A 13,851-nucleotide genomic window follows, 5' to 3' on the forward strand; every position below is an offset into this window, starting at 1 on the left:
ACATGCGTCACGAAAAAATATTAGTAGTAGAAGATGACAGAGAAATAGGTAAGTTAATTACCACGCAGCTAACGTCGCTTAACTTACATGTTGATCATGTTGTGAGCGCAGAACTTGCCTTAAAAAAAATAGCTAAGCATCCCTACGGACTTATTTTACTCGATATAAACTTACCCCAAATGGATGGTTTAAGCTTATGCCGAAAAATAAAAGAGCATTACCCAACTACCTCCGTAATTTTACTCACCGCGCTTAGTAGCGATATGGACAGAGTTATTGGCCTTGAAATGGGCGCCGATGATTATATTTGTAAACCCTTTTTTGCACGCGAATTACAAGCCAGAGTAAAAACCCAATTACGCCACAGAGCACAACTACTCGCTAGCCAAAATAACGACAACTCCCCCGTTGATAGCGAACAAACACTAAATGTAGGCTCACTCAATATAGAATTTAGTTCGCACCAAGTGTATTTAGGCAAGCAAGCCCTTAACCTTACCGCCACCGAATTTGATTTACTCGTTTACTTTGCACGCCATCCTAATCATGTTTTTAGCCGCCAGCAGTTACTCGATAAAGTATGGGGTTACCAACACAGTGGTTACGAGCACACGGTTAATTCACATATAAACCGCTTACGTGCCAAGCTAGAAGAACACCAACAAGCGCCTATCATCGAAACAGTTTGGGGTGTTGGTTACAAACTAAACCCTAGCCAACTCAATTAAGACACCTATTATGAAATTATCTTTGTATCAAAAATTAGCTATATCGCTAGTCGTGATTTTTTGTTTTATTTGCGCCCTAGTTTACGGCTGGAGCAAGCAATTAGAACTGACTTCAAAACACCACGCCGAACAAAATCTGCACTTAGCGTTAGCGGAACATTTAGTACAAGATAACCCATTAATAAAAGAAGGTGTTTACGACTATAAAGCGCTTGAAAACCTCTTCCATACCTTAATGTTATTAGGTCCTGCGTTTGAATTTTATTTTGTAGACGAAACCGGAAAAATTCTTACTTACTCAGCAAAGCCGGGTAAAGTTAAACGCACGCATATTAGTTTAACGCCTTTAAAAAGGCTGATTAACGACCCAAGCGCTGCTCCTATTTATGGTGACAATCCTCGTAATAAAGAGCAACAAAAAATATTTTCAGCCGCGCCAGTATTTAATCAAGATAAGCTACAAGGCTATTTATATGTAATTATTGGTGGTGAGGCTTACGATACCTCCCTAAGCACTGTAAAAAATAATGATAAGTTATGGCTAGCTGCTTTATGGCTTGGCTCTGCACTAGCATTTTTATTTATTGCGATGCTAATTTTGCTACGTTTTTTTACCAACCCAATTCAGCGCTTAGCACGCGATGTTAGTAATATTGAAGCCGCTAACTACAGCCTTACCGACACCAAGCTAAGTAACTATTCAACGCAAAAAAGTAACGAAGTGCATAGTTTAGGTCGAAGTATTCAAGCCATGTTAACGCGTATTAATGAGCAGTTTAAAGCGCTTGAACAAGGCGATAAACAACGCAAAGAGTTACTAACTCACTTATCGCACGACCTACGTACACCACTTGCTTCACTGCAGGGGTTTTTAGAAGTATTAAATCAGTCAGGCGAGCAGCTAAGTAAAAAAGAGCAGCAAGAATACTTGCAGGTATCGCTTAATAATTGCGGGCAATTAAAGCTACTCATAGAGCAAATATTTGAGCTTGCTCACTTAGAAAATGGCGAAATAAGTATAAATAAAGAAACCTTTAATTTAGGTGAGCTCATTTACGATTGCATGGCAAAATTTAGTTTAGCCGTTGATAAAAAAGGCATTAGCTTGTCGGTAGAACCTGCAATTTGTGATTTCCCGGTGGTTGCCGATATAGCTAAATTAGAGCGCGTGTTAAGTAACTTAATTGATAATGCAATTAGGCATACCCCTCGCGGCGGCAGCATTGCAGTGCATGTAAAACGCAGTGACGATAATCAACTCTTTGTGCATGTATCAGACACGGGCGTAGGCATAAAAGAAGATGAGCTGAATGCTATTTTTGATCCACATTATCAGGCAAGTAACTCCAATAAAGAAGGTCGTCAGCAAGGTGGGTTAGGACTGGCTATTTGTAAGGGATTATTAAAACTGATGGATAGTGAAATTTACGTACAAAGTGAAATTGGTAAAGGCACGATGTTTAGCTTTAATTTGCCACAAAAAAAGGTGCTTTCTTAAAAAGCACCTTACATTTTTTATTTATTTTAAATATATAAATTAATTACTTTTTAATACCCGCTAAATCAAGCATAAATGCATAGTTTAGCGCGGTATCTTCTAAGCGTTTAAAGCGACCCGATGCGCCGCCGTGCCCTGCTTCCATATCTATTTTAAACAGTAACTTATTGTCATCTGTTTTGTAGTCACGCAACTTAGCAACCCATTTTGCAGGCTCAAAGTATTGAACTTGTGAGTCGTGCAAACCAGTCGTTACCAGCATATTAGGGTACGCTTGCTTAGATACTTGGTCGTATGGCGAGTAAGACAGCATGTAATCGTAATACGCTTTTTCGTTAGGGTTACCCCATTCGCCATATTCATTTGTTGTAAGCGGAATACTCGCATCAAGCATGGTTGTGACTACATCCACAAACGGTACCGCAGCAACCATACCTTTATAAAGCTCAGGCGCTTGGTTTGCTACTGCGCCCATTAATAAGCCACCAGCACTGCCACCTAACGCAAATATTTCATCTTTTGCGCCATACTTTTGAGAAACCAATGCTTTGGTTACGTCAACAAAGTCATTAAACGTATTCTTTTTAGTGAGTAACTTGCCGTCTTCGTACCAAGGACGACCTAGCATTTGCGAGCCACGTACATGGGCAATTGCAAATACAAAGCCACGGTCTAACAAGCTCAAACGTGAGCTTGAGAACGTTGGATCCATTGTCGCGCCATAAGAGCCATAACCATATTGCAGTAGCGGGTTAGTGCCATCTTTTTTAAACGCATCTTTTCGATAAACTAAGCTTACCGGTACTTTTATGCCATCGCGTGCGGTTACAAAAATACGCTCTGAGGCGTAATTATCAGCATCAAAATCACCTAATACAACCTGTTGCTTAAGAAGCGTTTTATCGCCAGTCGCTAAATCTACATCGTACGACGAGCTTGGAGTGGTCATGCTTGTGTAGTAAACACGTAACGTGCTGCTATTTATATCGTTATTGCCATAAGTACCAATTGTATAAGCGCTATCGTTAAAGCTCAGTGGTAACTCTTTACCCGTTTTTAAATCACGCGCAATCAACTTTGATTGGCCCATTTCACGTTCTTGGTAAACTAAGTAGTCATTAAATAAATCAATGCCTTCGAGTTTAATGTCGTCGCGCGCTGGGATCACACTTTGCCAATTAGCTTTGTCGCCTGCTTTATCAATATCAACTTTCATCAGCTGAAAATTTACAGCATCTAAGTTAGTTACAATATAATAAATATTCCCTAGTTTAGAGATTTCATATTCAAGCCCTGCTTCGCGCTCAATTAAACGCTTAGGCATTGCCTTAGCATCATCAGCACTTAATACCGATACGCCTGATGCCGCTGTGCTGCTGTGCCAAATATAAATCTCTGACTCATCTTTACTCTTACTCATACCCATGTAATAGCTGGTATCAGTTTCTTCGTAAATTAGCTCGTCATCAGCTTGTGGTGTACCTAATGTATGACGATACACTTGATAGCCTAACAAGGTTTGTAAATCTTTTTTAATGTAGTAAACCGTTTTATTATCGTTCGCCCACACAATGCCACCGTTAGTGCCTTCAAGTGTGTCTTCGAGTAATTTACCGGTAGTTAAATCTTTTATTTTTACGCTATAAATACGACGGCTAACAGTATCTTCGCCATAAGCCATTAAATTGCCATTCGGGCTTACATCTAAACCACTTACTGCATAATAATCGTGATCTTTAGCAAGCTCATTTACATCTAAAATAACTTGCTGATCGGTACCTGCAAAATCGCTGCTGCGTAAGTAAGTAATGTACTCGTTATCGCCACGTGTTTGTGTTGAGTAAAAATAATCACCGTTTTTAACTGGGACTGAATCGTCGTCTTTTTGAATACGCCCTTTTAGCTCTTCAAACAACTCACTTTGCAGCGCTTTAGTATGTGCAAGCATGGCATCAGTGTATGTATTTTCAGCTTCTAAATAGTTAATTACCTCTGGCGCTTTTCGTTCGTCATCACGTAGCCAGTAGTAGTCATCTATACGTGTATCACCATGAATAGTCATTTCGTGCGGCACTTTTTTAGCAACCGGCGCAATAGCTTGTGCAACTTGAGTTGTTTTAACTTGCGTATTATTTTTTTGAGTGTCTTCAGGGGCTTGATTACAGCCACTTAAAATAGCGAGCGATAGTGCAGCAAGTGCAAATGGGGTACGTTTCATCAGTCAAAGTCCTTGTTGTATTTTTATTTTTTATTAAGTAGTTAAATATACCTATAAATAGCCTTTATTGTGATTTAGTTTGTGAAGCTATGTAAAAAGGGAGCCGAAGCTCCCTTTATATAACTATTTAGTTATAAAATTACTTTTGTTTACGACGACGTATAAATGCAAACGGCGCTACTAGTAATGTTAACCATGCAAGTGAACCAGATGAGCTCTTTTTCACTTTTTCAGGTGTAACCGTTGCTACTGGTGGTACAACTTTAGTAATACTCACAGTAACCATTGCCGGTGCTGATACATTACCGCGTACATCAATTGCAACAACTTGAAGTTCAGCTGATGAATCACCAGTTAACAATTCAGTATTAGTTACAACCACTTGTCCATCCGCATCAATACCAAAACCTTGGTGAGTACTTGATTGCACGTAGTATTCTGACACATCTAAGTCTTGCTCAGACTCAGTGATAGTTAGTGCACCAACAACCGTTCCGTTAGCAGCATCTTCTGAAACACTAAACTCACCACCAACTAGCATTGGAGCGTCGATTGCAGGAAGCTCTAACTCAGTACTACTCATCACTTTAACAATATCCAAACCAGATGTTTGTGATAATGCAAATGGACCGCTTGCTTCAACAATTGCTTTTTCACCCGGTTTAAGTGAAGTAACTGCTTCGCCAGTTTCCATAGAAGTAAGCGTTACGCTTGGAGATGCTCCAAATGTAGTTGAGCCTTCAATACTATCGGTCTGAGTGAACACACCTGTAACATATGAAGGGTAACCTACAGATGCTTTAAAGTTCATATTCTCACCAAGTAATGAACCATCAACGTTTAGTAGCTCACTACAAGTTGAGAAGGTAATAGTATCTTCACCGGCTGAGTGATAAAGCGGAGTAACCCATGCTAACGAATCGTTACCAGCGCCATCAGTTTCACCAATTACTGTGCGGCTACGGCCAGGGAATGCTGTTTCACGACCGCGGTCGTTATAGTTTTGCATAACTTGATCATAAACACCGTCATTATCTGTATCTATTTCAAGTCTATAGCCCGCTTGGAATACATGAGTTAATGGGTCACGTAATTGGATAGACGATGTTACAAATATACCCGAATCACAAGTGTCATCAACAAAAGCAGAGAAAGTAGTCGCTAAAATATTAAACTCTGCTTCTTCTCGTGTTTTTTCTGTACCTGTTGCAACAATGCTTTCTGCGAAAGGAGTAATATCTGTTAGGCCGCTATTTTCAACAATAAGTGCCATTTCGTTATCAATGATTTGAGACGAAACACTTAATTCTGTCGCAGCTTTTGGCATTGCATGGTAAACAACATGCAAATCGTGATCTGTATCTGTGCTTGCATCATTAAATACTAACGCACCATCAAACTCTATTGAAGTAAGTGCAGCGCTTCTTGCAGCAATGTCGTCTGCACTAAATGGGTTTTCTAATTCCCACGCTGGTAGTTTTGTTGGATCAACAGTTAGCGTCACATCAAAGTTAATTGACTGACCTGCAGGGATTGTTACCGACTCAGGGAAATCCCAGCTAATTGCAGCTGTATCGTCATCATTTTGGTAGCGAGCTTCAGTACGCAGCGCATACGTTTTAGCATCTGATGAGAAGTTCTTAACAGTCACTGTTTTAGTTAGAGACTCCGTTCCAGCCATTGACACAAGGCCGAATGAAAGAGCCGCTTGTTTAGTATTAAACTGTGTATTATTAACCCATGCAGCAACTGGTAAGTTGACTGCTTTAGTTACATCAACCAAGCCTGAACCAATCATACTAATTGGAGCCAGTTCTGAGTCAGGACTGCTTGCTAAAGGCTCATTTGTTACATTTAAGTCAGCTGCATTCATTATTGTAGCTTTAATCTCAAATGCATTACGTTCAGGGTGAGCTTCACGAACCATCGCAACAGCACCGGCTGTAATAGGGCCTGAAAAAGATGTTCCAGATACAGGAGCTAGTCCATCTTGCGTGCCTGCTGCTGCAACTAATATACTAGTACCAGGAGCAGTAATTTCTGGTTTTAATAAACCATCCATCGAAGGGCCACGAGAAGAGAACGTAGCTACTGCACCTGCTGTAGTTTTAATTTTTACATCAATATCAAATGTTGCCGTATCGCCTGCAGCTAATTGAGCTTTTAAAGCAGCACCTGCAGCAAAATTAATACCTACACTTTTAATAGTTACATTGTCATCACTGCCACCCATTGGTGCAGGAGTGCCATCATCTGTGTTATTTGCAATCAGTACAAACTCAGCACCTTTCTTCTGTGCACTAAGTACTTTAACTGTAAATGCACATGCACCACGGTCGATTAAAACCGCTTTACCAGTAAAATCAACATCATCAGCAAAATCAACACAACCATCTTGGTTTGTGTCAGGGTACACTAAATCGATATCTGCACCTGTAATTACAAAATCAGTTTGCGGACCAAAGCCTGATGCTTGAATATTACCTTCGATACCAGCAACAGTACCTGTAGCAGTACCAACCTCAGTTGTAGGATGAGTCATTGCGCCTACTGATAACGCATTTGGTGTCGTGCTTGGGCCACCAATACGGAATGGATGATCACCATCATTACCAGCTGAAATAACCATATTCACACCTAAATCAACAGCACGTTGAATTAGGTATTGCGCACCACCACCTGTATATGTATCGCCAAACTCGCCACCTAATGACATGTTCATAACATCTACGCGGTCTGAAATATCACCATCGCCATTTGGATCCATTGCAGCTTCTAGTGCCGCAGCTTGAGCGGCACTTGGACAGCCACCACCACAAACAGAGTAAACATATAACTCAACATCTGGTGCAATACCATTTACTGAATTTGAAGAAGACGTACCATGATTCGTTGCATCACCTGTAGAAGGAGAATTTGCAGCATCATTTTCAATTGGATCAGCATCGTCACGAATAAAATCGTAACCGCCTTGTACAATACCTTGTGGCCAATCAACCGTTGTAGGATCAGCTTGAGCAGCCTCGTATGCTTCTACAGTACCCTCACCACCAAATGCTTTGTGGGTATAGTCAATACCAGTATCTAGTACAGCCACACGCTGACCTTTACCAGTTACAATGCCATCAACAATTAGAGGTTTAGCATTAATATAATCAGATGTTGCAGCTACATGCAGTTCGTAATCAAACATCGGTAGTACTTTAGCTACTCGAGAGTCCTTAGCAATTTTTTCTAAAGCTTCTGGCGTCGCTTGCACAATTAATGTTGGTGCTAATATTTTTGTTTTACCAATTATTTTTGCATCAAAGTCTAAGCTACTAAGCTCAATGGCCATCGTGTTTTGAAGCAGTTCAACGTTAGCAATCATTTCACGACTGCTTGACGCTTCATAAGTGCCAGCAGCCACAGCATCAACAGAAGTTGCAGCGCGTAAAACAATCATATGTGCTGAAGGCTGCTTTTGCTCAGATGCTAATTCTTTCAGCTGCTCTGCAGCTTGAGGTGCAATCGTTGCATTAGGTAAAGTTGCCGCACTAACAAAAGTAGCAAGAAATGCACTTGAGACTGCCGTAGCTATAGCAGTTTTTTTTATTATATTTTTAGCCATGAGTTTCCCTCAGATAGGTTATGTATTATTGTATTTGTAGTAATCAAAATGATTATATTGTACTGGTGAATATAAAACTTTCGGTGCAACCCAAGCAACACTTAGGTTACAAATACATGACATAAAATTGAAAAACAAGAGAACGCCAACTCAGCAAGTTGATTTTAAACAATAAATATAAATAAAACATTTGTGAACTAATGTAAACAACTCTAACTTTTTCTCGAGAATTAAATGAATAGTGAAGTAATTAACATTTTAACTATGGCTAAAGTGATTCAAACGGCCGTTGCTCCCGTATTTTTAATCACAGGTATAGCAGCAACTTTAGGTGTTTTATCTAATCGCTTAGCACGAATTACCGACAGAGCGCGCTTATTGGAGCGAAGATTAAAAGTAAATACAGATGACGATTTTAATAAGTCGCTAGCAACAGAACTCCGCGCTTTATTAAAACGATCTCGATGTATACATATTGCTTTTAGTTTAAGTGTATTAAGTGCCTTACTTGTATGTGCTGTGGTTATGTTTTTATTCTTGTCGCACATTCAATCAATTAACTTAAGCGTGACCATTGCTTGTTGTTTTGTAGCTGCAATGGCACTGCTCATTTGTGCATTTATTTCGTTATTAGGTGAAGTGTTTTTAGCAACCCGCAGCATGCGACGAGGCATGATATTTGCCGATATAGGCATTAATGATTAACTTTTCATTAAATCCATCGTATTCGCTTGAATAAAAATGACGTTACATACAAGATATTAAATTAGGAATAATATTCAACAGGGGCAAACTATGAAATTTAAAAAAATATTAGCAGGTATAGCATTAGCTACATGTGCAATTAGCGTATCGGCAAATTCTGCATTTAAAGAACCAAGTGACGCAATTGAATACCGCCAAGCAGCGTTTTCAATGATCTCAGTGCAAATTAGCGATATGGGCGCAATGTTAAAAGGTAAAGTACCTTTTGACGCAGAACAATTTAAAAAACGCGCTAACAACGCTGCAGCACTTTCAAAAATGCCATGGGAAGCTTTTTACGAAGGTACTGATAAAGGCGATACAGCAGCACTTGCTGCTGTTTGGGCCGAGAATGCAACCTTTGTTGAAAAAGCAAATGCTTTTGCAGCAAATGCAGACAAGCTAGCGTTAGCTGCTCAATCGGGCGATAAAGCCGTAATTGGTAAAGCTTTTGGCGCTTGGGCTAAAGGCTGTAAAGATTGCCATAAGCAATTTAAAGATTAATATTTAGTTGTTTCGACTTAAGTCACAATAACTAGATAATAAAAAAGCACTGAGCGTTAATTACGGTCAGTGCTTTTTTTATGTTTTTTATCTACGAGACTTTCACAGCTCGGCTTTTAAATGGGCGCTTAAACACCGCACCAATATCACCTAAAATAATATATAGGCATGGCACTAATATAAGCGTTATTAACGTTGCAAACATAACAGCAAAGCCAAGTGCTACTGCCATAGGTATTACAAACTTAGCCTGCAAGCTTGTTTCAAACATAATAGGTAGCACACCGGCAAAAGTTGTTATCGACGTTAATAGTATTGCTCTAAAGCGAGCACAACCAGCTTCTATTACTGCATTTTTAACGCTAACACCTTCGCGGCGAACTTGGTTAACGTAATCGGTCATTACAAGTGAGTCATTTATCACAACACCTGCGGCGGCAATTAAGCCAAAGCCCGACATTAAGCTCATATCTAAATCAAACCAGTAATGACCCCAAATAGCCCCGGTTAAACTAAACGGAATAACCGACATTACAATAAGCGGTTGTGAATAGCTTTTAAGCGGCACAGCTAGCAGTATGTATACTAAAATCATTCCGCCAATAAAAAACATTATTTGCTCATTAGCTTGAGCTTGCTGCTCTTCTATTGCGCCACCAAGCTCTGATTTAACACTTGGGAATTCTTCTATTAGCTGTGGCAGTAGATTTTCTTTTACTTGCTTAACCACTTCGCCTGGCTCAATTTGCTCTTCATCAATATTGCCATAAACATACACGGTACGGTAACCACCTTCGCGGCGTATATAGCTAATACCTGGCGTTTCTGTTAGCTCTACTACATCACCAAGAAGTACTTCTCGCCCTTGTGGGGTAGTAACAACGGTGTGTTTAAGCGATGAAAATGCCTCACGAGTCAGCTTAGGGTAACGTACCATTACGCGTACTTCTTCGCCGTTTCGGATTACACGCTGTGCTTCGCCACCATAAAAACTAGCACCCACTTGATTTGCAATACCGGCTAAATCTAAGCCTAAATCGTAAGCAACGGGTTTAAGGCTCATTTGCACTTCTTTGCTCGCAGGATCTATGGTTGAGCTAATATCAAACAACCCTTTTTGCTGTTGAAGTAATTGAATAAAACGACGACCCGCTTGATTTAAAGTATCTATGTCTGAGCCATACAGTAAATAGCCAAACTCGCCGCCGCCATTACCACCGCCGCCACCAACATCGTCTTGAATAGTTAACGACTTAATACCAGCAATAGTCGGCATAGCCTCACGCCAGCGACGCGAAAGTTCAAATGCATTGTATGGACGTGAATCTTCGTCAACTAATGGAGCTAGTAACTGCGACTCGGTTCTGCCTTGATTAAATACCAATACATCACGAATAATCTTTTGGCCAAACTCACGTTCAGTTTCTTCATCGACTCTAAGTACCATAGCTTCTATTTCACGAATAGCAGCAATGGTTTGTAAGTCAGAAACGTTGTCGTTCATTTCTACTTGAATTTGTGGAAAGTCGTGCGGCACTTTAGGAGTTGGAACTGTACGTACTTTATTAGACGTAATAAGTGCAATACTGATTATAAACATTGCAATAAAAGCAAACAAAACAGTCCAGCGCCAATCAACACACTTAGCAATAAAACGTTTGTATGGCCCATTTACGAAACCAAAAAAGCGTGTGTTGAAGCGATCGCGCCAACCACCTTTTTTAATCGGCGAAAAGTGCGTATGAGCAATGTGAGCTGGCAGTATCAGCTTTGATTCAATCAAACTAAATACTAAACACAGCATTACTACAACGGCTATACCATAAAAGAAGGCACTTTCTGGCCCGCTCGACATTGTGAATGGTGCAAATACAGCAATTGTTGTTAACACACCAAAGGTTGCAGGGGTCGCGACTCGGTTAGCGCCACGCACAACATTTTCTACACCACCGCCGCTTTTTTCAACTTCGGTGTAGGCAGCTTCCCCTATCACTATGGCATCATCCACCACTATGCCAAGCACCATTATAAAAGCGAATAACGAAATAATATTAATGCTAATGCCAAATAGTGGCATCATCATCATGGCTCCTAAAAAACAAACAGGTAAGCCAATCATTACCCAAAGCGCTAGTTTAAAACGCAAGAATAACGACAACATAATTGCCACTAAAATAGCACCTTGAAACAGGTTAGCTTTCATCATATCAAGGCGAGCATTTAGGTAGTAGGTCATATCCATTAATGGCTCTAATCGAATACCTGGCGGTAGCTGCTTATTTTTTTGATCAATAAACGCTTTAACCGAATCCGCAACGGGAATCATGTTTTGCTCTTGCGTTGCTTTTACCGATAAATACACCGCGTTTTCGCCATTAAACTTAAAGTAGCGCTCACCTTCGGTAAATTGATCTTTAATAACTGCAATATCTTGCAGTAAAACTTTAGCGCCATACTCGCCAATTTTTACCGGAATTTGCCTAAACTCTTCACCCGAGTAAAACTGATTCTCGACGCGAACAGAAATAACACCTGCGTCTGTTTTTAGCTGCCCCGCCGAAAAGTTAGCTGAGTAACGGCGTACCGCATTCATCACATCACTAAGGGTTAGATTATATTGGCGCAGCGTATCGGGCTCTATTTCAATTGCTATTTCATCAAGAGGAACATCGTTTACCACTAACGACACGTTAGATAACTGTAGTAACTCATCCTCTATTTGGTTTGCTATAGGCTTAAGCTCTGTAAGTGGTAAGTCAGCAACGAGCGTCATACCTATTACGTCTTGCCTAAACTCAACCTGACTTATGGTGACCGGTTCCATACCCGCCGGAAAAGTCGCAATACCATCAACACGCAACTTTACTTTATCAAGCACATCGGTAAGTTTTGCATCGGTGTTTATTTCCAGGCTGGCTGTACCGCCATTTCTAAATGCGCGATACACGCCTTTTTTAATTTCGGTTATATCTTTAAGTGACTCTTCAACTTTTATAAGAATACTTTCTTCTATTTCCTGAGGAGAGGCACCTGGGTAATTAGCCTCAATATTAATGTAGTTAATCTCTACATTAGGAAACATTTGACGCTGAATCGTAAAGTAACTTATAGCCCCCATAATAATGATAAAAAACATCATTAAATTAGCGGCTACTGAATTATTAGCAAAGTAGGCAATTAGCCCTGTTTGTTTTTGTTGTATTGACTCGCTCATAACTATTACACCCTACAGCTGTTGCGTGTTTGAAGTGCTCGTTTCTGAGCTTTCAGGTTTTGCAGCTACACCTGCAATTTTAACCTGCATTCCTTTTTGCGGGTATTCAGGTAAAGTAATAACGAGTTTGTCATCGGCATTTAAACCACTGCTAATATAAAAATACTCACCCTCTTCTCGAATAACCGTTACTTTGCGAGGCTCTAGTTCTTGATTTTCGTTTACTACCCACACAGTTTGATTGTTAACTAAAGCTTGCGGTAAACGGTAAATATTATTAAGCATTGCACCTGCAAAATTCACCTGTACGTAGCTGCCAAACTTAATGGCTGGTTGTATGTTTTTAAGACCGTATGGGTCTTCTATACGCACTACTAGACTACTCATACGCGTAGCGTTATCAACAATCCCTAGGTCGCGGTCAATTACACCTTCACGGGTGAAGCTGTTTAGGCCTTTTTGAATAATCGTTGCGGTAATACCTTTAATACGCTCTGGTAAAAAAACGCTATCGAACCCTGCTATAGGAATAATCACTTCAGCAGTTTCAATATTATTGAGCTCAGCAACTTGCGAACCCATAGTGACAAATTGACCAACACCTACATTTCGGCTAATAACCAATGCATCGTAAGGGGCTGTTACTTCACAATTATCTAAGTCACGTTGTGCACGTTTTAATGCAGCTTGCGCCGACTTTACAGATGCCTGCGCACTTAACACTTGAGGCTTACGTAAAAATAAGTCGGTACGCGCTTTACTTGGAAAACGCTTTGCTTCATCTGCGGCTACTTGAGCTTGGGCCTGCTCTTCAATTAAGCCTGCTTGTGCACGAGCAATTTCTGCCTCTGCAACAAGTACTGCTGCTTCGTAGTTGTCTTTTTCGATAGTAAATAACGTTTCACCGCGAGCAACGATGCCGCCGGCTACAAAATTAGGATGCCAACTTAACACTTCACCCGACACCTGCGCCGAAAGCTGTGTACTTTCAAGAGGCTTTACTTCACCGTAGCTATTAATAATAACTTGATGATCGTTTGCAGCCACTGGCTCAACTTGCACTGTTGGACGAGTATCAATTACTTCTTTTTTTTCTGGCTCTTGTGCAATGGCATTTATTCCCATAAAGCCAACAACACCAACAATTAGCGCTACAAATGGAAAAACCCATCTAAGTGAATTTGTTTGCATATCCTATTATCCCCAAAATTCTATTAACGTCATAATACCAGAGCCATATGAAACATTAAGGTGACATTTGTAAGCAACTGTTGCAAATACATATAAACCACTGCTATTTAGGGCTATAAAAATAACTTTGCATGCAGCTCACCT

8 protein-coding genes are annotated in these 13,851 nt (G+C 40.2%); 4 read left to right on the plus strand and 4 right to left on the minus strand.

All coding sequences use genetic code 11. The features are described from left to right. Positions 1-2 precede the first annotated feature (2 nt). Both I6F66_RS12875 and I6F66_RS12880 read left to right on the plus strand, forming a co-directional pair. Positions 3-728, plus strand: a complete 726-nt coding sequence (locus I6F66_RS12875) for a response regulator transcription factor (protein ID WP_007580488.1) — start codon at positions 3-5, stop codon at positions 726-728. Between the two features lie 10 nt (positions 729-738). Further along, complete coding sequence (locus I6F66_RS12880) at positions 739-2,226, plus strand: cell wall metabolism sensor histidine kinase WalK (RefSeq protein ID WP_197209340.1); 1,488 nt, start codon at positions 739-741, stop codon at positions 2,224-2,226. 43 nt (positions 2,227-2,269) lie between these two features. Here I6F66_RS12880 and I6F66_RS12885 read toward each other — a convergent pair whose 3' ends face one another. Then, complete coding sequence (locus I6F66_RS12885) at positions 2,270-4,444, minus strand: S9 family peptidase (RefSeq protein ID WP_197176467.1); 2,175 nt, start codon at positions 4,442-4,444, stop codon at positions 2,270-2,272. A gap of 139 nt (positions 4,445-4,583) precedes the next feature. Then, a complete protein-coding gene (locus I6F66_RS12890) occupies positions 4,584-8,054 on the minus strand; it encodes a S8 family serine peptidase (protein WP_197176466.1) in 3,471 nt (1,156 codons plus the stop codon). Positions 8,055-8,288: 234 nt separating this feature from the next. Between I6F66_RS12890 and I6F66_RS12895 the strand changes: the two genes are divergently transcribed. Together I6F66_RS12895 and I6F66_RS12900 are read left to right on the plus strand one after the other, a co-directional pair. After that, on the plus strand, positions 8,289-8,759 hold the full coding sequence (locus I6F66_RS12895) for a DUF2721 domain-containing protein (protein WP_121953461.1): 471 nt from the start codon (positions 8,289-8,291) through the stop codon (positions 8,757-8,759). Positions 8,760-8,849: 90 nt separating this feature from the next. Next, entirely contained in the window at positions 8,850-9,302 is a 453-nt protein-coding gene (locus tag I6F66_RS12900) for a cytochrome c (protein WP_197176464.1), read from the plus strand. 91 nt (positions 9,303-9,393) lie between these two features. Here I6F66_RS12900 and I6F66_RS12905 read toward each other — a convergent pair whose 3' ends face one another. Both I6F66_RS12905 and I6F66_RS12910 read right to left on the minus strand, forming a co-directional pair. Beyond that, complete coding sequence (locus tag I6F66_RS12905; protein WP_010554540.1) at positions 9,394-12,516, minus strand: efflux RND transporter permease subunit; 3,123 nt, start codon at positions 12,514-12,516, stop codon at positions 9,394-9,396. A gap of 12 nt (positions 12,517-12,528) precedes the next feature. Next, on the minus strand, positions 12,529-13,707 hold the full coding sequence (locus tag I6F66_RS12910) for an efflux RND transporter periplasmic adaptor subunit (RefSeq protein ID WP_007580481.1): 1,179 nt from the start codon (positions 13,705-13,707) through the stop codon (positions 12,529-12,531). Positions 13,708-13,851 lie beyond the last annotated feature (144 nt).

The sequence above is a fragment of the Pseudoalteromonas sp. NZS100_1 genome (assembly GCF_015864285.1).
GTDB classification, from domain to species: domain Bacteria; phylum Pseudomonadota; class Gammaproteobacteria; order Enterobacterales; family Alteromonadaceae; genus Pseudoalteromonas; species Pseudoalteromonas arctica.